Source organism: Sphingomonas piscis, assembly GCF_011300455.1.
Taxonomy (GTDB): domain Bacteria; phylum Pseudomonadota; class Alphaproteobacteria; order Sphingomonadales; family Sphingomonadaceae; genus Sphingomicrobium; species Sphingomicrobium piscis.
Window position 1 is genome coordinate 1,879,290 of the sequence record NZ_CP049869.1, and the last position, 23,926, is coordinate 1,903,215.

At 55.2% G+C, this 23,926-nt stretch carries 20 protein-coding genes and 1 pseudogene; 13 read left to right on the top strand and 8 right to left on the bottom strand.

The window, feature by feature from the left end; all coding sequences use genetic code 11:
• Positions 1-465: 465 nt before the first annotated feature.
• The 6 genes and pseudogenes from G7077_RS14545 to G7077_RS09550 all read left to right on the top strand — a co-directional run bounded on the left by G7077_RS14545 (position 466) and on the right by G7077_RS09550 (position 5,505).
• Complete coding sequence (locus G7077_RS14545; RefSeq protein ID WP_425505275.1) at positions 466-858, top strand: PEPxxWA-CTERM sorting domain-containing protein; 393 nt, start codon at positions 466-468, stop codon at positions 856-858.
• 458 nt (positions 859-1,316) lie between these two features.
• Entirely contained in the window at positions 1,317-2,357 is a 1,041-nt protein-coding gene (locus tag G7077_RS09530) for an SDR family oxidoreductase (protein WP_246167135.1), read from the top strand.
• A gap of 253 nt (positions 2,358-2,610) precedes the next feature.
• Positions 2,611-3,261, top strand: coding sequence for a metallophosphoesterase (locus G7077_RS14550; protein WP_425505276.1), 651 nt, complete (start codon positions 2,611-2,613; stop codon positions 3,259-3,261).
• Positions 3,262-4,151: 890 nt separating this feature from the next.
• A pseudogene (locus G7077_RS14200) lies at positions 4,152-4,256 on the top strand (PEPxxWA-CTERM sorting domain-containing protein); the annotation flags it as partial.
• 263 nt (positions 4,257-4,519) lie between these two features.
• Positions 4,520-4,951: a L,D-transpeptidase family protein gene (locus tag G7077_RS09545; RefSeq protein WP_343039924.1), complete on the top strand. Its 432-nt coding sequence runs from the start codon at positions 4,520-4,522 to the stop codon at positions 4,949-4,951.
• A gap of 32 nt (positions 4,952-4,983) precedes the next feature.
• A complete protein-coding gene (locus G7077_RS09550) occupies positions 4,984-5,505 on the top strand; it encodes a CAP domain-containing protein (protein ID WP_166411498.1) in 522 nt (173 codons plus the stop codon).
• A gap of 133 nt (positions 5,506-5,638) precedes the next feature.
• Here G7077_RS09550 and G7077_RS09555 read toward each other — a convergent pair whose 3' ends face one another.
• From G7077_RS09555 to G7077_RS09565, 3 genes are all read right to left on the bottom strand, one after another.
• Positions 5,639-6,592 carry a UDP-glucuronic acid decarboxylase family protein gene (locus G7077_RS09555; RefSeq protein ID WP_166411499.1) on the bottom strand — a complete coding sequence of 318 codons (954 nt, stop codon included), beginning with the start codon at positions 6,590-6,592 and terminating at the stop codon, positions 5,639-5,641.
• Positions 6,589-7,626 carry a glycosyltransferase family 4 protein gene (locus G7077_RS09560; RefSeq protein ID WP_206367618.1) on the bottom strand — a complete coding sequence of 346 codons (1,038 nt, stop codon included), beginning with the start codon at positions 7,624-7,626 and terminating at the stop codon, positions 6,589-6,591. Before G7077_RS09560 ends, G7077_RS09555 begins: the two co-directional genes overlap by 4 nt.
• A gap of 1,046 nt (positions 7,627-8,672) precedes the next feature.
• On the bottom strand, positions 8,673-9,638 hold the full coding sequence (locus G7077_RS09565; RefSeq protein ID WP_166411500.1) for an acyltransferase family protein: 966 nt from the start codon (positions 9,636-9,638) through the stop codon (positions 8,673-8,675).
• Positions 9,639-10,473: 835 nt separating this feature from the next.
• Here G7077_RS09565 and G7077_RS14555 point away from each other — a divergent pair.
• Positions 10,474-11,526, top strand: coding sequence for a glycosyltransferase family 2 protein (locus tag G7077_RS14555; RefSeq protein ID WP_425505321.1), 1,053 nt, complete (start codon positions 10,474-10,476; stop codon positions 11,524-11,526).
• Positions 11,527-11,879: 353 nt separating this feature from the next.
• On the top strand, positions 11,880-12,761 hold the full coding sequence (locus tag G7077_RS09575; protein WP_166411502.1) for a glycosyltransferase family 4 protein: 882 nt from the start codon (positions 11,880-11,882) through the stop codon (positions 12,759-12,761).
• Here the strand turns inward: G7077_RS09575 and G7077_RS09580 are convergent.
• Positions 12,694-13,884, bottom strand: coding sequence for a glycosyltransferase family 2 protein (locus G7077_RS09580; protein WP_166411503.1), 1,191 nt, complete (start codon positions 13,882-13,884; stop codon positions 12,694-12,696). The genes G7077_RS09575 and G7077_RS09580 overlap by 68 nt on opposite strands.
• Before the next feature lie 305 nt (positions 13,885-14,189).
• On the opposite strand from G7077_RS09580, the gene xrt reads away from it, so the two are divergent.
• Together xrt and epsI are read left to right on the top strand one after the other, a co-directional pair.
• Positions 14,190-14,894: an exosortase gene (xrt, locus tag G7077_RS09585; protein ID WP_246167536.1), complete on the top strand. Its 705-nt coding sequence runs from the start codon at positions 14,190-14,192 to the stop codon at positions 14,892-14,894.
• 4 nt (positions 14,895-14,898) lie between these two features.
• Positions 14,899-15,582: an exosortase-associated protein EpsI, V-type gene (epsI, locus tag G7077_RS09590; protein ID WP_166411504.1), complete on the top strand. Its 684-nt coding sequence runs from the start codon at positions 14,899-14,901 to the stop codon at positions 15,580-15,582.
• Here the strand turns inward: epsI and G7077_RS14430 are convergent.
• The gene (locus tag G7077_RS14430) at positions 15,579-15,872 is read right to left on the bottom strand and encodes an XrtV sorting system accessory protein (RefSeq protein WP_343040030.1); all 294 of its coding nucleotides are present in this window, start codon (positions 15,870-15,872) and stop codon (positions 15,579-15,581) included. The two genes, epsI and G7077_RS14430, sit on opposite strands and share 4 nt — an antisense overlap.
• A 44-nt stretch (positions 15,873-15,916) precedes the next feature.
• Here G7077_RS14430 and G7077_RS09600 point away from each other — a divergent pair, with 44 nt between their 5' ends.
• The gene (locus tag G7077_RS09600; protein ID WP_246167136.1) at positions 15,917-16,732 is read left to right on the top strand and encodes a SurA N-terminal domain-containing protein; all 816 of its coding nucleotides are present in this window, start codon (positions 15,917-15,919) and stop codon (positions 16,730-16,732) included.
• 39 nt (positions 16,733-16,771) lie between these two features.
• On the opposite strand, the gene G7077_RS09605 is transcribed toward G7077_RS09600, so the two are convergent.
• The 3 genes from G7077_RS09605 to G7077_RS09615 form a co-directional block, all read right to left on the bottom strand.
• Positions 16,772-17,197 carry a P-loop NTPase family protein gene (locus G7077_RS09605; RefSeq protein ID WP_343039925.1) on the bottom strand — a complete coding sequence of 142 codons (426 nt, stop codon included), beginning with the start codon at positions 17,195-17,197 and terminating at the stop codon, positions 16,772-16,774.
• A gap of 382 nt (positions 17,198-17,579) precedes the next feature.
• The gene (locus G7077_RS09610) at positions 17,580-19,004 is read right to left on the bottom strand and encodes a GumC family protein (RefSeq protein WP_166411508.1); all 1,425 of its coding nucleotides are present in this window, start codon (positions 19,002-19,004) and stop codon (positions 17,580-17,582) included.
• Between the two features lie 1,198 nt (positions 19,005-20,202).
• On the bottom strand, positions 20,203-20,856 hold the full coding sequence (locus G7077_RS09615; protein ID WP_246167137.1) for a polysaccharide biosynthesis/export family protein: 654 nt from the start codon (positions 20,854-20,856) through the stop codon (positions 20,203-20,205).
• A gap of 76 nt (positions 20,857-20,932) precedes the next feature.
• Between G7077_RS09615 and G7077_RS09620 the strand changes: the two genes are divergently transcribed.
• A complete protein-coding gene (locus G7077_RS09620; RefSeq protein WP_166411509.1) occupies positions 20,933-22,336 on the top strand; it encodes a tetratricopeptide repeat protein in 1,404 nt (467 codons plus the stop codon).
• A gap of 20 nt (positions 22,337-22,356) precedes the next feature.
• Positions 22,357-23,829, top strand: coding sequence for an exopolysaccharide biosynthesis polyprenyl glycosylphosphotransferase (locus G7077_RS09625; protein ID WP_166411510.1), 1,473 nt, complete (start codon positions 22,357-22,359; stop codon positions 23,827-23,829).
• The last annotated feature ends 97 nt before the right edge of the window (positions 23,830-23,926 follow it).

A 23,926-nucleotide genomic window follows, 5' to 3' on the forward strand; every position in this document is an offset into this window, starting at 1 on the left:
TCGCCTCTTAAGGCACTACGCGATGTGTAGGCCGCAACCTTCATGATGAAAGGCTCTAGGTTCGGGTGCGATGCAGACGACGGGCCGGCGAGCTGCGGCGCGGGAACAGTGCCGGCTACGCCTTGGGAGATTAATTTCCTTTAGTTGATGGGTAGTTAACTGCTATGATGCAATCTCACCGCCGGGACTCGCAAACATGGCCGTAGCTGAAGCGTTGCCCTCTAAAGCTCTCGCGTCGTTACGCGTCGCAGCTAAGAGCCGTTCCGGAAAGATCGCCCTTGGTGTTGCGTTGGCACTTATTGCGGCTGCCGTGGCGATCCAAACACTAGCCCCGCCCGGTGGAATCCCGTTCCTGCGAGGTAAAGATGCCATCGCCAACCAGGGGGGGGCAAACCCAGCTCATTTCGCTCGATCTTGGACTTGCTTGCTGGACGATCTCCGGGCGAAAGAACGCGAGCGGAGTTGATGAAGCACCGCCGTCAACAGCTCGCAAGGCGTCCGCGCGAGAGGGCGCTCGGGAAAGTGTTTAGACCGTCCAGTCCCGAGAATCCCTCGCTAGGGCCTAGTCTGGTTGTGCCGTACACTTCAGAAGTTTTTGTGTTCCCCCCGGCTCAGGACAGCAGTTTATTCAGTCCAGCGCTTGTTGAGCCAACGCCCTTCTTGCCGGGAACGGGATTGCCCGCGGTCCCCGGCTTCGTCATCACGCCCGCGCCACCTACCACAATTGTCGGACCTGCGAGTCCCGTTCCTGAACCGAACACGTGGACTAGCATTCTCGTGGGCTTTGGAACGGCTGGTTCTCTGCTACGTCGGCGCCGTCGGGTGGCACGGGGCTCAGAGAAGGGTACCTCTCGTTAGTTGAATCTAACGCCAGGCGCCGACCAGCCACCTGTCTGACGCAAGTCTGAAGGTTCAACCGCTTTCACCTACACGTGTTCTGTTCAGACCCGCGAGAGTAGGCGTCAGTATATCAGTCGGCTCGTACACCTGTTCGTGGCCCAGTAGCCATAGATGGTCGTTTTTCCGTCTCGCGAGAGCGGCGGTAAATTGCGAAAATGCCATCGTGAGCGCAGCGACGCATGCAACGGGCGCCTTTAAGCAGCAGGTAGCAGACCGCTAATGCTGTACTAATCAGATCACCTAACCCGTTTGAAATCGATTGTTGGTGGCCAGCGGCAAAGCTTGGTTGCTAGGATAATGATCACAGCTCGCCCCACGGAGACAAGTTTCATCTTTCCCTAGGCTCACTTGCTTAAGGGGCAAGCTCGCACGTAGCAGGCGTCAGTCGCCTGCTCAAAACTAGGGGTATGATGGTAGTGGAGAAATTAGCCCGGGAGTTCGGGCCGGAGAAGATGCAGGCCAGCCGCTCTAAGTGGCTGGTAACGGGCGCGGCCGGCTTTATCGGATCCAACTTAGTCGAGTCGCTCCTAAAGCTCGGCCAACAGGTGGTTGCGCTTGACAACTTCGCGACAGGTCACCGTGCTAATCTAAGGGGAGTGGAGGAAGCCGTCGGCGCGGATCTATGGGCTAACTTCAAGTTAGTTGAAGGCGACATTCGTGATCGCGAAACGTGCGATCATGCAGTCTCCGGGGTAGATTACGTGCTGCACCAGGCGGCGCTTGGGTCGGTGCCGCGATCGATCGAAGATCCGCTGACAGCAAACGAAGTCAACGTAACAGGATTCCTGAATGTCTTGGAGGCGGGGAGACGTGCTGCCGTTAAGCGGGTTGTATACGCCGCTTCAAGCGCCACCTACGGCGACGAAACCACTCTGCCCGCATCGGAAGAGCGGATCGGAAATCCTCTTTCTCCTTACGCGGCGACGAAGCTGATCAACGAAGTTTACGCGGGTGTTTATGCGAGAACCTACGACCTTAAGATCGTAGGCTTGCGTTACTTCAACGTATTTGGTCCTCGACAAGACCCTGCCGGTGCTTATGCCGCAGTCATTCCCAGATGGGTGGCAGCAATGATCAAGAACGAGGAGGTGGTCATCAACGGGGATGGCAGCACTACTCGGGATTTTTGCTACGTAGCCGACGTCGTACAAGCAAACCTCAGAGCCGCACTGGCCGATGATATTGCATGCGCGGAAGTGTACAACGTTGCGGTAGGTCAGAGTACCAGTCTTAATAAGCTGTACGAACTGATCAAAGGATCACTTCAAGATCACGACATTGCCTATGAAAAGGAGCCATCTTACGCTCCCTTTCAAATGGGTGATGTACGTCACTCTCGTGCTGACATCAGCAAAGCCAAGGATCGTCTCGGCTATTCACCACAATATGTGCTAAGTTCCGGGATAGCCGAAGCCTTGCCGTGGTACATCCGCTCGTTTGAGAAGCACCATGCTTAAGGCTTTCAGGTCACGGATGCTCAAGCCGAAGTGAGTTTTGTCGCCCACGTCCGGAAGGTAGGGCCTCTTGGGCCAAGCATAGGTGCTCCTTGCCTGCGGGGCGTGATTCTAGGGTCTAAATGAAAGCATGTCTGTCGCAAGCCACGAGCTTACCCTACATCGGCGTCCCTTAAGGTCGCCTCCACGGGGAGCTCCTGGAGAACGTATTTATGCCATCGGCGACATTCACGGCCGAGCTGACCTGCTAGCTGAGATGTTGGAGGCTATCGAGCGGGACTGCCTAGCCCGACCCACGCAGGGGCGTAAGGTCCGCTTAGTTTTTCTAGGTGACTTTATCGACAGAGGTCCGTCGTCGAAACTGCTTATATTGGCACTAAGGGAGGCCTCACGATCAGAATTCGCGACAGTGCTACTTGGCAATCATGAGCAAGCAATGTTGAGCTGTGCGTCAGGGATGGACGAGGCGCGCGATAGTTGGTTGATGTATGGTGGTGCGGCTACTTTGGCCAGCTTCGGGATCCGCGAGCCGGCCGAGTATGAGTCGACAGAGGAATTTGCGGGAAGGCTCTCAGAAGGTTTGGGTGAGGGCATTTTGAATTGGCTACGAGACTTGCCTCTTTATTGGAGATCAGGTGACTTCTTCTTCTGTCACGCGGGGGTCAGACCCGGGCGTGCCTTACACCGGCAGCGTCCGCGCGACCTCCTCTGGATCCGAAGCGAGTTCCTCGAAAGCAGTCGCTATCACGGAGCGATAATCGTCCACGGCCATTCAATCACGTCCACGATCGATGTGCAGCGCAACCGAATTGGTATAGACACCGGAGCTTACCGAACCGGACGGCTGACAGCCCTTGCGATAGAAGACGCTCAAACGTGGTACTTAGCGACGGAGCCGACAATCTAGTTGCCGCATGCGGATATGAAGACCGATCGTCCCCGGCTGCCGTCTACCTTCTGCGGGCCGGGCGAACTCCAATATCGATTCTGCAAGCTGAAAGATTGAGGTGTCTCATCATGCGACCTTGCTGAGCGCATGTTTGTGGAACTTTAATTTTTGCTTAACCGTTTCGCAGGGAGTCAGACGGGAGCGTTCTGTTGGGAAAAAGCAAGCTGAGCAAAGCTCAAGTCGGAGCGGCCTCGATCGCTGCGCTTTCACTGCTGACTGCCACGCCACTCCTCGTACGAGCCGTCAACAAGCAGGCGATTGAACTCGGGAATGGCACTGCGGCAACTGCTTTAGAGGTCTTATTGAATGCACGATCTCCTGGCGCACGAGACAAAGGCGCACTCTTCATAAACAAGGTTGCCGCCAAGAGAAAATCAGAGTCTCCACCGGCACGGCCCTCGCAAAGGGCTTTGGGCAAAATACAGCCGAAAGAACGTGCATTGGGCAAGGTGACTCAGAATCCGCCGCAACTCTCCGACGAGTTTGTGAGCGCAATAATTCCCGTACTGCCGATATTAGATCTGCCGGGTTCATCTGACTCTGTGGGCCCGGTCGAGACATCAAGCCCGTCGGGCACCTTAAGTTTGCCCGCTCCATTGCTTATCGCGAGTGGAAGCGGCGGCGTAGGAGGTGGAGGAGGCATCGACGTAGGCGGGAGCGGCGGCGGAGGAGTCGGTGGAGGTATCGGCGTAGACGTTGGCGGAGGCATTGGTGAAGGCATCGGCGGAGTCATCGGAGAAGGCGTCGGCGTCGTCGTGGGCGTCGACGTTGGGGTCGGAGGAGGCGTGGGTGGGGGCACGCCTGACCTTCCTAACCTTCCAGTAACTGGCGTTTCGCCTCCGCCGGTATCAGCGGTTCCTGAGCCAGCAACTTGGATGTTCATGCTGATTGGCTTTGGAGCCATAGGTGCAGGTTTGCGGGCGCGCAGGCGAACTTTCTGCGTTCAGCGGTAGCCTGGTTGAGACCTCGCTTACGCCCTTTCTTGCTGTCCGTTCTTTTGATCGCGGCAATGGCGTTCAGCATCCACGCATTGATGCAGGTTAATGCTGCGAAATCGGCACCTGCGCGCGTTGGAACTGCGCATGCTAAAGCACCTAGATTAGAAGCGAGAGTTTCTGGGCCCCGCATTTGGCTCACTCCTAGTCAAAAGAAGGAAGCTTTGGGTGCGGGCGGGTTCGTAGGTCCAGTCCAATCCTTACTCATCGTTGAGCGGCCAATGAGGTACGGTGACTTCATCTGGAATGATCAAGGCATCCCATCCGGGCCAACTTCGGTGCGGGTCGACTTGAGGACTCAATTGCTAAGTGTTTTCCGCGGGGGGCACGAGATTGGCACTTCAGTGATATTGTACGGCGCCGACACGAAGGAGACACCGCTTGGTCAATATCCAGTTCTTTGGAAAGGTAAGGACCATCGCTCCAGCCTATACGACGCGCCAATGCCGTACACACTTCGACTTACGGGAGACGGTGTTGCGATACATGGCAGCGACGTTCGTTGGGGCGCAGCCACGCATGGTTGTATCGGAGTGCCAACCGACTTCGCACGGCGACTATTCTCGGAGGTAAGCGTAGGCGAGCCAGTAGTTATCCTCCGCTCAGTCGCGACCTCAGAGAGGCTCAAAGCTAACAAAATTTTCACTTTCTAGCGGCAAATGTAGGCCTCGAACGAGGCCAAACCATGCGCTTTTACCGCCGCAGCAACGTTGCTACGCTTGCACTTGGAATCTTAGCACCATTTCTCTTAGGGGCATCCGACTTCCGCGTTGATTTCAACGAGCGGATCCTTGCCGAACACAATCGTGAACGTAAGGAGATGTCGGTTGCACCACTGCAATGGGACGACGAGTTGGCCGCGGGGGCGCGGGAGTGGGCGCGGTACCTAAGTCGAACTGGTCGATTTGAGCATTCGCCTGACAGCCCGGGCCAAGAACCCCTTGGCGAGAACATCTGGGGCGGGACGCCAGCACACTACTCGCCCGAGCAGATGGTCAGGCTGTGGATCGCCGAGAAGAAAAATTATCAACCTGGCGTTTTCCCGTCGAACAGCCGCTCAGGTCGCGTGGAAGATGTGAGTCACTACACGCAACTTATATGGCGGCGCACCACTCGAGTGGGCTGTGCGTTGAGCGGCGAGGGCGAGGAAGAGATCTTGGTATGTCGCTATAGCTCGCCCGGCAATGTTATTGGACAGCCCGCCTAAGCCTTCACAAAAGTAGGCAGAACGTCAGCTTTGCCTACCCGGGCGTCCCATACTGGAGCGTTGAAGAAGCCCAGGGTGGGTCGCACGACCCTGACTGCTGGTGAAAGCGGCCTGCCATTTGCTTATAAGCCGATCAGCATACTTTTTTAAAATAATCGATAGTAGAAGCAAGACCTTCGGCGAGGTTGATGTTGGGCTTCCAGCCTAGAAGCTCCGCCGCCCTTCGTATATCAGGTTGCCTTTGGCGAGGATCATCGACAGGCAAAGAGCGGAACACAAATTCTGATCTGCTTCCAGTTTGATCTCGCACCAACTCAGCCAACTGCAACATCGAGAATTCATTTGGATTGCCGATATTTATCGGACCGGTGATTTCGTCTGGGCTATTCATCAGCCGGATCAGACCATCGATCAAATCGTCAACATAGCAGAAGCTGCGAGTCTGCTCGCCGTTTCCGTAGAGAGTGATAGGTTCGCCCCGGATCGCCTGCACAATGAAATTTGAGACAACCCTTCCGTCCGCGGGATGCATGCGTGGACCATAGGTGTTAAAGATCCGAGCGATCTTTATCTTCAACCCATGTTGGCGGTGGTAATCAAAGAATAGTGTCTCCGCGCAGCGCTTGCCTTCATCATAGCAAGAGCGCGGACCAATCGGGTTGACACGCCCCCAGTAGCTCTCTTCCTGCGGATGAACATCGGGATCGCCATACACTTCACTAGTAGAAGCTTGCAGGATCTTAGCGCCCACGCGCTTTGCAAGACCCAGCATGTTGATTGCCCCGTGAACACTGGTCTTGGTAGTTTGAACCGGATCATGTTGGTAGTGGATGGGAGAGGCCGGGCACGCGAGATTGTAGATCTCGTCGACCTCTAGATACAGCGGGAAGGTCACGTCATGGCGAAGCAGCTCAAAAGATGGATTTGGCAGCAGATGCGCAACATTGCGGCGGCTACCCGTAAAGAAGTTGTCGGCACATATGACGTCATGACCGTCGGCGAGCAGGCGATCGCAGAGATGCGAGCCGAGGAATCCGGCTCCGCCCGTTACAAGGATGCGCCTCGTCTCGTTGTAAACACGCGTCATTCATCAACCCCCATGTGCTTGCCCGTCACAACATTCAGGAACTCGCGGTATTGTTGCGCGATGGAAGTCCACGAAAATTGCAGCGCCCGACGTGTGATTACATCCTTTGATTTTGGATGCTCTATGGCCTCTATTAATTGACCAATCAACGCTGCTTCGTCACCATCCGGCGATAGCATTGCCGTTTCACCCGTGATCCAACGTGTTCGCTCTAAGTCCCAGGCGACCGTTGTCACTCCCGACGCCATGGCTTCTACGAATACGTTCCCGAAGCTTTCATCGCGAGAGAGATGCAGGAAAACATTCACGCTCCGGTAAAGCTCTGGCATGCGGTCGGCGGCTACAGTGAAGTTGTGATAGCGGCCGGGCATGATGGCCTCCGCCTTCGCTCTAAGCTGTTCTCTCAAAGGACCGTCGCCTGCAACTACGAGGTGTACGTCCGACATTGAACTGACCGCTCTGATACCGGTCTCGACCATTTTGCTCTCGATCAAGGCGCTGACCATGAGAACGATTGGGACACCAGACGGCAAACAAAATTGCGCTCGGCTATCTGCTCCAGGGTGAAACTTGGTAAGATCAACGCCATTCGGAATGAGCGCAACTTCATAGCGACTTTGGTTGTGCCGATAGTAATCTGGATTGATGCAGATAAGTCCATCACAATCGAAGTAACGGAACTCTGACCGTTGTGAGCGCGCGGGCCAGTCTCCGTTCTGAGTCACAAATACATGCGCGGGACGCGTTCCTTTGAACTTACGCGCCCTTAGCGCCCAATTGAGGAACGGATACGAGCACGTCAGCGTCACGTCGTATTGTTGCGGCCGATAGATTTTCAGGAAGCCTGCCAAGAATGTCGCTTCTTCCCAAGCTGTCTCGCTGCGAAAAACTGGTAGGCTCGGAATTCGCTCGAACCGCTCACGTGGGATTAACGGTGCACGCAGATACCTATAGGGGATATCTGATCGGCAATCGCCCGAACCGATGAGCGTTACTTCGTGGCCCAGTCGCGCAAGCTCAGAAGCGACCGCCATAAACGCCACCTCTGCTCCGCGCGAAACCCTGTGCAATCCCGGGAGGGCAAACAGTATTCTCAATTGAATTGCTCCGAATTGCCTGTCCACGAAGGGTTGATGTCGAATATGCCGGCCCAAGACCTAAGAGTCTTTAAAACAGGGGTATTGCAGGTCTGAATATTCGTGATCGGTTCTAACGAAGGTGAGCGTCTCCTACATCGGCAGAGCACACCTATGTCAAACGTCGTTGCAGATCCATCAAATCGGAGGCCTCGTAACAGCTCGTCTAGGAAGCTTCGGCAGGGGATGGGCTCTCCTCCTTGCAGCGTTTCCCCCCCCCCCAGCGATTTCGAGCCTCATCTTTTTTTCTATCATTTCAAGCGCGAGGTGAGGCGCCGACGATTGGAGCAGCCGGTGCTATCTGCAGTCTGGTAGACTTGCTGCTCGGCAACTTCTCAACGAAGAAGTCGAGTTTGTTTCAGTCCGCATGCCACCTCGAGCAATCGCTCATTCATCAGGAGCAAAACGCTCTTTTAACTCCTGCTGGTGCTTGGCGGACGGCTTGCCCGTCTATCCAGCTGACGATAGGGAAGCTTCTTTGGTAGCTTTCCTTCGGCTTATGTAGGCCGATGTTTTGTGCCACTGACAAGATGAGCGAGTGTTCGGAGTTAGACGGAATGTGCTCTTTGTTCTCGTCTACTTGCGACGAACAAATTCTTGCTCGTATGCCTCGGTCAAGCATTGTCGAACCTGCACGCTTCTAGACATTAATCTTGCACACGCTCACATTTCGAGCGGCGCAAGCGCGGTACTGGTTATCGTATTGCTTCTGATCTCCGGTTGAGCTTCGCAGCGCACGGTGCGCCGCTCTGTTCAAACAGCCAATTTGGGCAGATGATTTCCGGAGCCGCATAGCCTGACGGTGCCGATTTATTGGTGGGCTTCGACATGTGCGCTGCTCTTTGCTTACGTTATAAGGAAGGCGACAGGAACCTGACCGCGGCAAACAAAAACCGATTGGAACCTTTACGAGCCGCGGGGGCCACATGGCGTGTTTCGCTGAATCACGTTGCTCTGTTGACGGCAGTTGTCCGGCGCTGACCCAGCTTCTGGATGGGGCGCTCAAAATACTTGAACGAGAGGTGTGCAAACAAGAAGGTTACAATAAACAGCAAGGGTCGCTTAACATACTTCACCAGCTTGTCGCCACTGCCGAGCCAGGTATCTACCAACACACCGTGCAAGACATAGAGTCCGTATGATATTTCGGCGATCCATCCGGCTAGCCTACTGGTAAACAGGGCGGACATGAGACCTGGTGCAGCATAGATGCTGGTTCCTACCGCGGCTGCCGCCAAATACGGGCGAAGATAGGCTACCGGGGTGGGATAGGCTGCTGCAACGATCAGAGGCGCAAGCAGCACCGTGGCAAATGCAGGAACTCTCACTTTCGGGTAGTGGTGGACCACAAGGGCCAGGCAAGCACCTGCTAGAATTTCATCAACCCGAAACCATGTCGTGATCGACATCGTTGTTCCAGTGAAGACCCGAAGCGCAGTGACCGAGAGCGCAAGGGCAGGAATAAGGTACAGCGCCCTCTTGCCACCCAACGCGACCATGATTGCGATGACTGCATAGAACTGGACCTCCACACAAAGGCTCCAGAGGTGTCCGCCACCATTCATCAATGGATGGGGAGGCAGGTTAGACACAAATAGCAGATTGCTGATCGCCACAGACCAGCTCGTGTTATTCAAAATGATCAAGACCAGCATCGCCACCCATGCGAGGGGAAGAATGCGTAACAAGCGCCTGGTGAGAAACCGCGGCACATCCTGGTTCGCAAGCAACATGCTGGCAATCAGGAAGCCGGACAGAGTGAAAAAGATCGCCATTCCCGAAGCGGCAATGGCTCCATTGAGTCCGAAGCGCGATGGCCCAAGCGGCAGCAAGTGACCTCCGAGAACAAGCAGGATGCTCACGGCCCGCCAGCCATCGAGGATTGGAATACGCGGCAATGTGATGAACATTAACACACACCCCAGAAGAGGAATAGATGGCAACACGCCTCATCTATACGGCGCCGCTGACCGCACGGATAACTTCAGGTTGTCCCATCCCAGCAGAAGCTGACATCAGACCGAACTTAACGCAGCTGGCACGTCGGCTCGGTCCACCACCTCGGCCAATGGTGTGTCGATGGTCGGCGTACCGCCCACCAAGCTGTGCAGTTGTTCTCGGTCATTGCTGGCTGGAAGTTTCCAGAACGCACTCTAGTTAGCCAAGAGCTGGGCCAAAGCTTCAAGCCGCCGAATTGGCGGAAAGGGGGATTGATGTTGGCAAATGCTAACCCGCCCACAGCAGGGAGAGGCCGCTCAAGGGTTTACCTAACAAGACAAAGCAAATTGCCCAGGATGCGATTGCTTTGGCTGCCGACAAGCTGGGGCGGTGTCGATCGACTGATCGTGTGGGCCAAGGAAGAGCTGCCCAATAGGCGCCCGATCGAGAAAAGAATACGAGCACTTCAGCGTCGCTTCGTGATGTTGAGGCCGATAGACCTCCAAAAGTCCCGCCAAGAACGTCGCTTTCTCCCAACTGCCTCGCCGCAAAGAACCGGAAGTTTGGAAATCACTCGAACCGCTCACTTGGAATACGCGGTGCACGCAGGTACCTGTAGGGAACTTATGACCGCTATCGCCCGAACCGATGAGCGTTACTTCGTCACCCTCGTCGTGCAAGCTCAAAAGCGACGGCCATAGAAGCCATGTCTGCTTCACGCGAAACCCTATGAAAACCCGGAAGGTCAAACAAAGTCCTCACTTGAATAGCTCCGAACTGCCAGTCCACTGAGGGTTGATGTCGCATATGCAATTGGAAAACCTAGAAGTCGCTAAAACGCAGGTAACGCAGATCGGAATAGTCGTAATCGGTCGTAACGAGGGTGAGCGATTGCTACTCAGCCTCGGTGCTGCGAAGTCTCAGTGCCAGCACGTCGTTTACGCCGATTCTGCGTCAACAGACGGCAGCGTGGAAGCCGCTCTGGGCATGGGTGTTACCGTAGTTTGTCTAAGCGCCGATGGGTTGCTCACCGCAGCTCGGGGCCGACGTGCTGGATTTGAACAACTAGTCCAAGACGCGCCAGAGTGTCGTTTCGTGCAGTTCATCGACGCTGACTGCATTTTGGAGGAAGAGTGGCTCGCTACTGCATCGAGCTTCTTGGACAGTCGCAAGGAAGCTGGTGTAGTATGTGGCCGACGCTATGAGGCCTTTCCAATGGCTTCCTTATACCATCGCCTCATCGATGCCGAGTGGGATACGCCTATCGGTCTCGCCAAAGCGTGTGGGGGCGATGCCCTGATGAGGGTAGAGGCGGTTCGGTCGGCAGGATCTTTTCGTGCGGATTTAGTAGCCGGTGAGGAACCCGAACTCTGCACCCGACTGCGAGCAGCCGGCTGGGAAATTTGGCGAATTGATGCACCTATGACGGAACATGATGCTAAAATAAGCAGACTTCGCGAATGGTGGAAACGTTCTGAGCGGGGTGGTCTTGGCTACGCACAGGCTAGAGCCGCTACGCAGAGGACCGGCCAACCACTTTATGGACGCCAAATTGCGAGCGCCCTGTTTTGGACAGTTATCCTGCCTTTACTCGTCGCAGCGGCTGCTTCACTAGAACAAGATTGGCGCGTGCTACTTCTGCTTCCAGCTCTGTACATGCTGCAGGGTTGTCGTATCTTCGTGCGTCGAGGAGGTGGCACAGACTTCGCTTTTCGAGTGAGCGCCGCCGCCGTCATGATGTTAATGAAGATAGCCGAAGCGAAAGGCATCTTCAGTTACTTGGTAGGACAAAAAAAACTAGAGGCCAGAGCTCACCGAAACGGCGAGGTGCGGGTTCTTAGGCCGACTGCCCGGGCCTGAGTATGCGGATTGCCTACCTGACTAGCCAATACCCGGCAACGTCGCACACGTTTATACGTCGTGAAATTAGTGCCATGCGACAGCTCGGGTGTCAGATTGACACCTTTAGCGTGCGAGCCCCCGCACATGCGGAACTGCGAACCGACGAGGATGTCCGAGAAGCGCAGGCTACGTATACTCTGCTGGCCCGTCCATGGCGGGACTACCTCTTGGCACATGTCCAAGAATTAGTCCGGCAACCCGCACGATACCTGCGGACGCTCGTCGTCGCGGCTCGTCATCGGCCGCCAGGATTAAGAGGTTCGCTGCTGTCCGTTGCCTACTTCGGCGAATGTATTTTGCTGGCTCGGGAGATGAAGCGGCGCGGGATTGGTCATCTTCACAATCATTTTGCGAACGCTGGTGCCGCGGTCGGATTACTCGCAAGTATCCACGCAGAGATCGGATGGAGCTTTACAATCCATGGTATTTCAGAGTTCGATTACCCAGCTGGGCTCCTATTACCAGAGAAAATATCTGCAGCTAAGTTTGTTGCCTGCGTTTCGTACTTCGGGAGAGCTCAAGCCGCACGGGTTGTCGGTCCAGAGATGTGGCCCAGACTTAAAGTCGTGCGCTGTGGCTTAGAACTTGAACGACTGCCGCATGTCGCTTCTGTCGAAACGGGCGAAGTCAGACTTATTGTGGTCGGTCGCCTTTCAGCGGAGAAGGGAGTTGCGGGGTTGCTGGAAGCGTTGTCGCTGATGAGGTCAGACTCAGCACCTCGGCTAGCCGTCGTAGGAGATGGCTCACTGCGAGCCGAACTGGCTAGGCAAGCTGAAGCTCTTGGTATCTCCGAGCGCGTGGACTTTTTAGGGGCGCTTTCAGAAGCTGACACTCTGAGCGAGATTGCACGGAGTGACGTGCTAGTTCTTCCAAGCTTCATGGAAGGCCTGCCGATGGTGCTCATGGAGGCTCTGGCGCTCAGGGTGCCAGTTGTTGCTTCCAGGGTGGCTGGCATTCCCGAGTTAGTCGAAGAGGGAAAAACAGGGTTCTTGTTCTCGCCATCAAACTGGCAGGAATTGGCCACCACGTTAGATCGCCTGGTCGTAGATCGTGCACTTCGCCGGCGCTTGGGAGATGCGGGTCCTGCTCGGATCGCGGAGGAATTTGATATCCGCCTTTCCGCAGCTAAGCTCCGCGATCTTTTTCGTCAGGCCGAGGAGTCCGAAGCCACTCCTGAGGAGCTCCCTTCTTAAGCAGCCCGGCATACATAGGCACTTTCCACAGAGCGTAGACGGGAAGGCTGAGGAGTGCTGCTACCCCGATGAAATCTCGACCCTCACGCCACCAAACTACGATCATCGCGACGGTCATAAGCAGACCCAAGCTCGCTAGAATCGCCGGCGGCGTCCAGCTCGATAAATCTAAAACGGTTATGAAGGTGGTGAGCAGTAGAACGACGGCATTCATCGCGGCCAAAAGTGCGAGCGGCGGAACAAACAAGTCCAGGCCGCGCAAAGTCATAGGAATTGAAAGTCGCCGAATTCCGCTAATTAACATTCGAGGACCGGCTACGCGCGCAATTGTCAGAAATCCCCCTTCCCAGCGGCTCCGCTGCGCGAGTGTGTCGCCGACGTCGGCGTGCCCGCTCCAGACATAGCTACTTTGAATAAGTTGCGGAGGTGCCCCGGCCTCACTCATTTCAATACCGAACCGAAGATCTTCTACGATACTAGAGGTCGCGAGATCGGCTATTTCGAACTGGTTCCAAGGCACAGACATGCCCGTGCCTGTCAAATGAACGCCGCCGGTCAGGCGCTGCAGCCCACGCTGTCGGACAAGATTTTTTAACAGGAATGCGAAGGTGGAAATCTGAACCATCGGAGATTTGGTGCGGCAGGGCTCGAACAGGTAAATTGCTTGGCAGGGCTTCTTCTTCTCCAAGCACGCAGCAGCTAGATTTGTGAGGCTCGCCCGGTCTATTCGACAATCAGCGTCAAGGACAATCACAGCGTCTGGTGGTGACCTCCGGAGCCACTCGCGCGCGAACGCAAGCGCGAACCCCTTGCCGCGCTGATCTTCGTCCTTACGCGAAATCACCGCAACGCCATGTTCTGCGGCTATCGTGGCTGTATCGTCGCTGCAATTGTCTGCTACCACCAAGATGTCGAACTCCCGCCCAGCATGGCGCACGAGTGCATCTAGACACGCTTTGATTGTGCGCGCTTCGTTGTGCGCTGGGACGATGATCGTCGTTTTTTGGCTCAGCCGCTGGTGTCCTTCCCGCGCTGCAAGGGGAAGTCCGGCAATTACCTCTGCTAAGAATGTTAAATTCATCAGGAGAAGTGGTGCAACAAGCATCATAATCAGTAAGGTCAATTCTTGCTCCACCCGCTTTGTGATTGTCCGCGCGCACCTCGCGATTGCCAAACATATTATTGCAAAGTAGCGTCCTGGAACAATCTCGCACTCTGCCAATTTCGAAAAGGCATTTCTGCTTTGCTCCTGGCTAGAAGGTACCTGCCCGCAGCTGGGTTAAAAAAGCTACGGTTTGCCGATTTGCTCATCGTCTCGAGCGTGCTGCTTTTCATTGTACCGCCGATGGTGGAGGTTGCGCGATACAACTGGTCTACTGAGCAGGGGGGCACGGGCCCATCGTGCTCGCAACCGGATTATGGTTGCTCGTGCGCGAGTACCGACAGGCGCGCAGTAAGCGTCGACCAGGTAACAAAATTATAGGATTCGGCGCGTTGGCAGTGCTTTTGCCAGCGTATATAGTGATGGGTATCACGGGCATTATCGAGCTGCAGGTGTTCGTGATGTATGCGGCACTTATTGCCGGAGCTTACCTGCTGGTCGGAGCTCGCGTTCTTCTCGCCTGCTGGTTCCCAGTTCTATACCTGGGCTTTGCTGTGCCGCCACCGGACACATTGGTGGCAGTAATCACTCAACCTGTGAAAATAGCGATTTCTGAGTGGGCCGTCGCACTGCTGTATGCGTTAGGCTACCCTGTCGGCAGCGCGGGCGTCGTCATCCAAATCGCGCAATTCGAGATGCTTGTTGCGGCGGCTTGCTCAGGCCTTAACTCGTTGATCAGCCTGTCGGCTATTTGCCTGTTCTACGTTTACCTGCGGCATCGCCATGATCTAACGGCCTTAATCTTGATGTCACTGCTCGTAGTTCCGGTGACGATTTTGGCGAATTTCATCAGAGTGATTATCCTGATTTTGACCACGTACTATGCGGGCGAAGCAGTGGCGCAGGGAATCCTGCACGACTTCGCCGGGTTGGTAACCTTTGCAGCAGCGCTTGCGACAATGATGGCGATCGAAGCTGTCTATACTCGCCTGCAACCTACCCGGTTGAAAGTGGGAAGTGTGGAACGATAGGGTCATGAACTTCGAACCTAAACTCGATCGTCGCAAGATGCTTTTAAGCCTTGCACTGACAGCGTCGGCTGGGATTACTTTCGCTCGGCAACCGCGAAACAAAGTCGATTACCTTGGGTCGCGCAAGCTTGAGCGTCTCATCCCGACGCAGATCGGGGATTGGCGATTCGCCACGACGAGTGGGTTAGTTGTTCCTCCCGAGGACCCGCTTTCTGATGCTCTATATTCTCAGTTGCTCACCCGAGTGTACTCCGACGGCATCAACCCCGACATGATGCTCCTCATCGCGCAGAGTTCTGCTCAGACTGGTTTATTGCAGGTTCACCGCCCAGAGTTCTGTTACCCGGCTGGCGGATTTCAGCTATCACCGATCATCCAGCGGCAGGCGCTTATCGGCGGTGAGCGGACGCTTACCATGAACCAGCTTACAGCAAGTAATCCGGGGCGCGTAGAACGCATCTTATATTGGACGAGGGTCGGCAACGCGATGCCAATCAGCTGGGCTCAGCAACGCTTAGCGATCGCCGTCGACAACTTGAAAGGCCGCATCCCCGATGCTGTTCTAGTCAGGGTCTCGACAGTAGATGCTGATGGCCCCTCCGCGTTCACTCGCCTCGCCGACTTCGTTGAAGCGATGATTAGCGGGATCCAAACTGCCGATCGCAGAATCCTTGTAAGTGACGTTTAAAGAGGCTTTCGGCTCGAGAAGGGCTTGAGGAAGTGAAAAATGAAAGCAAGCGTCACAACGATGGTTCCGATGCCGAGTATATCCATGTCTTTGTTTCCGAGATAGTTCGCGAGCCCACATCCAGCTCCTGCAGCTAGATACATCCAGAGTGAGTCATGCTCATGCTCGGTCTCAGCTGTCGATCGCTGCATGAAAAGTACAATCAGACCAGCGAAGATCCCGACAGTGATCCAGTCGTATGGTGTTTCCACGACAACTCCCTTTGGCTCTCTCTGGCATGAGCGTAGCATCAATGCTATCGACACTGAAGGATAACTTCCGTAGGGAAAAGTTCATGAAATCGCGCTTCCTTCTGGGGCTAATTCTGGTGACCACCACTTTGTCCGGTTGCCAGAAGAAAGCGGATGGTCAGACCGTTGCAGTCGTGAACAACGATGAGATTACCAGCTCAGAACTGAATGCAGAGCTCGCGGGGGCAAACCTTCCTGCAGGCGTGGACAAGAAGCAAGCCACTGCTAGAGTCCTGCAGGGTTTGATCGACCGTAAGCTGGTGGCGCAGCAAGCGCGTCAAGAAGGAATTGATCGCTCACCTGAGTTCATAAACCGGCAGCGCCGTGTGACCGAAGACCTATTGATTGGTATGCTCACCAGTCGACAGCTGGAGACTGGTAAGATTCCTACCCCTGCTCAGATTGCTGACATCCAATCTAAACAACCGCAGGTCTTCGCAAAACGGGAAGCCTGGAAGCTCGAACAGCTGCAGTACGACACGCCAAAGGACCCCAAGGTATTAGCGCAGGTGGCACAAGCTAAGTCCCTTGAGCAACTTTCAGCTCTGCTATCTCAATCAAGCATTCCGTTCCAGCGCGGCACTAACCAGCTTGTAACTAGTGTCATTCCTGCTGAGATTTATGCCAAGCTGGTGACGCTTGATCCGGGCGAGCCTTTTATCGTTCCCGCAGGCAACCGCTCAGTTGCAAGCGTCATTGTTGCAAGACAGCCTGTACCGCTTCCGGATTCGGCTGCCCGTACTCAGGCAGTTGAAATGGTTCGGCGTCAGAGGGCCTCTGACTTGCTTCAGCAGCGGGTAAAGCAGCTGCGGACCTCTGCAAAGATTGAGTATAAAGAGGGCTACGCTCCCGGGAAGTAAGGCCTGGGTGCCCGCGGTAAGACCACCTGCGTTTTGCGTTCAACGTGGCGAGGTAGGCGAGCCATAACCTTGAGCATAGTACGGATCTACTCCGTAGCCATCGCTGACAAGTCCTCCACGAAACTTGTTCAGGATGACACCTGCCAAGCGCTCTCGTCCCAGTGCCGCAACTGCGTCTCGAACTTCTCGTTCAGTAGTCCTACCTTCTTCCGAGACAAGAACGTAGCAATCCAAGTGCGCCATAGCTGCCACGGCGTCGTCGTTCGCGAAAACCGGTGGGAGGTCGCAGATAAATAGATCTCGGTCGTTGCTGCTTTGCAGCGTTTGAAAAAACGCTTCCGCGCGAGGTGATGCAAGCAGCTCAGCAGAATGCATGAATCCTCCCATTGTAGGAACAATGGTCAAGTTTTCCCCGTTCAGCTGGAAGGTTTCTAGCGGCGTGCCGGTTGACAGGTGTTCGCTCAATCCACGCTCCGGTACGATACCGAACTGCGCAGTGAGCGATCCTCGACGAAGATCCAGATCAACCGCAAAGGTCCGTATTCTAGGGTCTCGACTTAGACTCGCGCTGATGTTGGCTGAGACGAAAGACTTCCCGACCTCCGGCGTAGCAGAGACAACGCCGACCGCACGAGAACCTCTTTGCCTCATCAGTTGCAGCAAACGCCCGCGAATAAGATTAAAGCTTCTTGAACGAGGATCTATGCTGTCGAAACCGTAAATCGCGCCTGCCAGTGCTCGTTCGGAACTCCACTGTACATGAGTGGGGTTGTCGAGTGAGTGCCGGACCTCCGACGACGGGGTTGCAGGGGTATTCGCCTGATGCGATCCGCGATGATGCAGGCTGTTATGCAACACTTACTCTTTTCCTCTGAAAGACTTTGCCAAAGCGGTTTGGCTGCTTATTCTCACCTATCAATGGCACAACGCCTATCAACGGCAGCCCCAATGTTTCTATCTGCGATGGGCTGCGTAGCGGCCTTCGAATGAATTCGACTGCGCACGCAAGCAGCAGCCCGAAGATCAGCCCTGCTGCGGCGCCGGCTGCAACGAGCAGCGGGCGGTTGGGTGAATACGGACTGTCCGGAAGACTCGGAGGCTCCACGAGCGAAAGCCGCTCTGCCCTCTGTTCGTTCGCAAGCCGGGCGCCATTTTGAGCCTTCAGCAAGTTGTCTGAAACTAACTTATACTGGTCACGTAGGCCAGAAACCTTATTCTCAAGCTGCATAGCCTGCTCGAGAATGGCGGGGGCTCGTGCGGACCCAGTTGCCGACGCTTGAGCTCGGGCCATGGCAGCTGCACGAGCCTGCTGAAGTGAGGCGATCGTCGCATTGTTGGCGGCAATTTGGCTTCGGATCACTGCGGAGTCGTTTGGGGCCGAACTTTCGCGCGCTAATTGTTGCGCCAAGCGCAAGCGAGTCCGAGCAGCTTGGACGTCCGGATGGCTGTCGCTGTACATAGCTTCTGCAGCCGCCAAGGCAGCCTCTGCTGCTGCGAGCTCTGGAAGCTTGGGAGGGGCGCGGCTGGCCTGTGCGAGTAACTGCCGATTATCGTTTTCTAAACTCGCAATCTGAGTCGAATAGCTACCCAGGTCCAGCATTGGGGGAGCGCCGGTACTAGCAAGCGCCGAGCCGTTCCTCGCCTTCAGGCTGGTCAGCTGGTTCTCGATGGTGGAGATCTGCGACCTCAATTTGGTTGCCTGATCTTCCAAGAAGCGAACACTTAGCTGTGCCTGAGCCGCAACGTCTTCGGTGTCCATCGTCAAAAAGCTATTCACGAAGCTTTGAAGAACCACTTGGGCCTGAGTGGGATCTGAATAGTCAAAACTCATGTCAATAGCGATCGGCGCGCTCTTGGCAGATTGGCCACCGAGATCGTTGGCCTGGGCTCCTACAGTCGTTGAATTCCGCATCTTTTCCACCACCTTGGAGAGCGGTTTCGAGCGGCGAAGATTCGGATATAGGTTGTTCTGCTCAATAAGCTGTATCAGGTCTCCCCGACTTAGCACCCTTTCACGGATGCGAGCGATCCTTTGTTCGATGTCTCCGGCTTCCGGCGATTGCACGAGTGCGTCCGGCAAGTCCTGAGACTGGACAAGCAGGCTGGCTGTCGAACGATAAACTGTCGGCAATGCAAAAGCTGCGATAGTCGCGGCAAGAGACAGTACGACAAACGGCACCAGGACGAGATTTCGACGTTGCCACAGAATTGTAGGCAGGTGATTGAAGAACCACCCCATGCCGCCCTCGGACTGTTCAGTCTCGGAAATCATCGAATGTCTCCTAGACGGTACCGCAGAAAAACAGACCCGCTGAGGTCATTCTTTGGATCGGGACCAAATCTCGTTAGCTTTCTGGCGGACAGGTTAATGCCGCCCGAAAATCGTTGATTGAGCCTGCGATCATAGGAACCAGCAAGGCTAAGGAAGGTCGAGGTAAAATCCTGATCAAGGCTACGCAAGCTACCAGTTTGGATGACAGAGGCTGCCAGTTGCACGCGGTCATCTGCACCCAATTGGCGATAATAAGTTAAGCCGGCAGAAGTAGATGTTCTAGCACCGCCCACAATCGAGGATTGGTTGCGACGTGCGAAGTTTACGCAAATACGCTCATATTCAAGTGTCCGACAGACGGAGCCGTCCAAAGCTAGATCTATAGAGGACTGCGAGCTTCTAACCGTGCCTGAGTCCTCACTCGTCCTTACGAAACCAATCGCAGCAGAGACATCCCATTGAGAGCTGAAGCGAACACGGGCAGTCGCCTGCGGCCCAACTGAGGTAATCGATCGGCCACCGGTGTAGTCTGATAGCTGTGCGATAAGGCGGCCACCGACCGTCACTCGCTCATTCAATTGGTGATCGTAAGCGACCGATCCGTCGTATTGTGCGAAGGAAAGATCATCTTGATTTCCGCTCAGGAACAACTTTTCAGCGGCAAAAGAGCTTGTAACGGAGTCTCTAGCCGACAAGGCAACATTAGCTCCAATCCGTCCGGACAATCGGTAAGTTCGTCGAGAAAGGGCGTAAAGGTCGGGATCGACGACGTCTGCTTGAACAGGATCTGGGGGTACAGAGCCTGCGGGTACGCCGTAGAAGCGAGAACCTAATTGGCCGCCAACATCTCCGCTAAAGCTTAAGTGCCCGAACAGCTGCACCTTTTCAGTAGCGGCCCGACTAGTGTTCGCGCTAAGATCGAATGTCTGCTTGTTGGAATGGCGACGAATGTAACTCGTGTTTTCGATGTACGCCGAAAGACTGCTAGCGCTTCGCTCGGTTGACCATCCATGAAACCCATAAGCGGAGATCCGACCAAAGGAGCTGGATGTGCTGGCGCCAGGTCTCAGTAGAGGATTAGTCGAATAACCTAGGCCTGCCTCCAGATCCACGTAAGATTGGCTGGCCGCGGCCGCGGCGTTCCCCGGGCAAATCAAAACAGCTGCTCCAAGGAAGCGTCCAAGTGTCGGCGTGCGCATTAGGGTACCACCAGCGTGTCGCCGCTAATGATCTGCGGGATCTCTGAAGCAGTCAGTCGACCCGCGTTTCCTCTTAGCGCATCGCCAATCTTCACCCGAATAATCTCAAGATTGCTTCCCGCTTTTCGTACAATGCGGATGTTGCTGAGGTCAGCGAACTCGGTCGGGCCACCGCCAATGCTGAGGGCTTCAAGAGCGTTAACGTAACGCCCTGGCGTAAATGTCCCAGGACCTTTCACCTTGCCAATCACGGAAAATTGAAATCCGGAGGGGTTCTTCACGGATACGCTCACCCTCGGGACTTCCCCCTTATACTGCGGCTGAAGTCCAATGGTGATCGTGCGTTCGAGTTCCGCGGGAAGCCGACCTGCCGCAGAGATCTGGCCAACTAGCGGGAATGCAAAAGTCCCATCGGGCAAGACCCTTACAGTCCGCTGCAGCCTCTCTTCGCCCCAAACCAGCACCTCGAGCTCATCCCCAGGGTTGATGCGGTAAGCTACTCCGGCAGCTGCAGGTAAACCGGGCTGAGCAGCGGCCTGCATCGGCACACCACTTATGATTGCTGCTGCTAGGATAAAAACTCTAAGTAGCCGCACGTGAAAACTCCCATTTTCGCTGATGACACCGATTCGGGTCATAACGGCAAACCGCATCGTTGAGCTTCTGGTCACCTTTGGCTCGTACGTCTAGTGTTACTAACCAATGGCTAACTCCAGATGTATAAACGCGTTGCTGCTTGCTTCGTGCGTCGCACTCGCTGCACTTGCGGGATGTCAATCACGACAGGACCGCGCCGGTGAAGCGTACCAAAGATACCAAGCGGCTGCCGCCGCGGGCGATCTGTCAGGCGTGCGTCAGGCTCTTCTGCGCCTTGTATCCGCTGATGACACTGTTGCTGAGTACTGGGCTGAACTCGGGAAAGTTCAACTTCAGCTTGGCGACTATTCGGCCGCGTACGAAGCTTTTTTGCACGCCCATGAACTTGATCCAGCGAACGCATCGATTCTTGCCATTCTAACCCAAATCACGCTGCGGTCAGGCAACTTAGAACAAGCAGAGCAGCGGGCGCGGGAGCTTGAGATAGTCGCACCTGAAGATCCAGCAGTGCGACTGACCTTCGGGTACGTAGCTTTGCGTCGCGGTGACATAGAGGAAGCAAATAGGCAGGCTGATCTTCTGCTAGCCTCGGCGCCCTACGAGTCCTCCGCCAAGGTTCTGCGAGCTCGAATCTTGCTTCGGTCGGGTGAGTCGCAGCAGGCCATCGACGTGCTGCGAGAGCAAGTACGCCTGCAGCCTTCGGATGAGCCCAGCCTCCGTGCTCTCCTAAGCATTTACGAATTTCGGGAGTTATGGCCCGACGCCGCAGCTACCGCGAGTCATCTGTTAAGATTGCAACCTGCAGACGGTCAGCTAAGGGCTCAGTTGATTGAGAGTGAGCTGAGGGCGGGTAGGGCCTTAGTTGCGGCTCAGGTGACAATTGAAGGGCTTAAAAGCGCGAACGCGACCCAGATTGAAAAGCTGTTGTATCCTTGGGTTGCCTTGGGAACACAGAGGGAAATAGCACGCGCGGTCTTCAAGTTTGGAAAGGCCGCAACTGGCGCTCGCCGAGAAGCGTTCGCGCGATTTCTGATTGCAGCCAATCAACCGCAATGGGTAATCGAACTTACGCAAGATGCTGCAACCCTGCCAATCAATCCGACAAACGCGGTGCCTAATGCTTTGTACGGCCTAGCAATGGCAAGAATTGGTCAGCGCGCCGCTGGTCTGGATCGGCTTAATCAGGTAATCGCAATGGACTCATCGAACGCAGACGCGATCCGTGGGCGTGCCGAGCTGCGCAGTGCGGCCGGGGATCACCGGCTGGCAATTGAGGACGTTCAGCGGCTAATCACGCTTGAGCGTCAATCTGCCCAAGCCCGGCTTATGTTGGCGCGGATCTACCTAGCAGCTGGACTCCCAAATGACACCAGGCGGACGCTCTGGGACGCCTTTCACGAAATTACTGCGGATCGTACGATTTATGTGGCTTTGAGGAACTGGCTTTTGAGGACCGAGGGGAACGACGCGGCTATTCGTCTTTCGAAAGAGTTCGAAGATCAACGAAACCAGCGAATGGCACGAAGTTTCGCATGATGCCCCCAAAGAAAGGTCACTTGCCGATCAACAATGAGTTGCGGCCCAGTTCACGTCAGACTGAGCGTCCTGCTTCAATGTTGGCTCGTGTTCGGTTTACATCGAACATCGTTGGGCCCTTGGTTTTTCTGCGGGACATGCTGAGTTGCGCGTTGTCGATACCAATTGCGCTCATCCTGTATCATTGGCTCTTCGGCGATCGGCTTGTGCTTTCTGTCCATCTGTTCGCCGGCACAGCGATGATGGGAACGTTCATACTGATGCGCGTCTCGAAGGACAGTTATCTCCAAAACCTCTTCACGATCAACGAGCGAGGCGACAGCGCTGAGTTTGACGCTCTCATGAGCGGTCTAGTGGCCACAGCCCTCGTTTTTCTAGCAGGCATGGTAGAAAGCTTTTCACGAGGCTTAAGTACGATTTACCTTGGGACGACAGTACTATTGCTCACCGCGTCGCGAATACCATTCCGTGGTTTGCTCGCCAAATTGGCTTCGCGAGGTGTGATCGGGCAACGCATTGCTTTCTACGGCGCGGACCCTGACTCCATTAGCGGCATCCGCCGGCTGCTGAGTTCTAGCGAACTACTGCATCTTAGCTTTATTGGTGTTGCAGACGACAGACCAAAACTTCAGGCGTACTCCGATCTTCCATTCTTAGGTGGAAGCGAGGAGCTCGCAAACATGGCCCGCGACGGGCTGGTCGATCAAGTTCTAATCAGTGTCCGAAATCTGCCTTCTGCTCGCCTGCAGGAGATTATGAATCGACTAAGCTCCGTGTGCATCGATATCTCGCTAATTCCGGACCAGGCAGTCGACCTTGCGCCGCAATATCGGGTGCGGCTCCTTGGTTCTGTGCCGGTGCTGACATTATGGCAGCGACCTTGGCGCGATGTCAGCGGTCTGCTGAAGCGCTTCGAGGACCTGCTACTTGCCTCCATCGCACTTCTAGTGGTGCTACCCGTCATGGCCTTATCGGCACTGCTGATTAAACTAACAAGCACCGGCCCGGTGTTCTTCGTTCAGCCTCGTATTGGCTTTAACAACGAAATCATCGAAGTACTTAAGTTCCGGTCCATGTACTTGGATGACGCCGACTTTAAAGGTTTGCAAACGACAACGAAAAAGGATCCGCGCGTAACCCCAATTGGGCGCATCCTCCGGCGACTTAGCATAGATGAGTTGCCGCAGCTTTTCAATGTGCTCAGGGGGGACATGTCCATGGTAGGGCCAAGGCCTCACGCGACCCACATGCAGGTCGAGGACCGTTACTATCAGGAGGCGGTAAAGGGGTATGCTGGTCGGCATCGCGTGAAGCCAGGCATCACCGGCTTGGCACAAGTGAAAGGTCTTCGGGGCGAGATCCGAACATTGGAACGCGCGAAGCGCCGGGTGGAGCTTGATCAGCAGTATATCAATCAATGGTCCATCTGGTTGGACCTTTGGATCTTGATGCTAACCCTTCGAGCGGTTTTTCTGGATGCTGATGCATACTAAGCGAACCCAATTCATTGGTGTCGGCTTCGACTGTCTTACGATGGAAGATGTACTCAGTCTTCTCTCCGCTGTCTCAGCGCGCACTCCGTACGTTTAC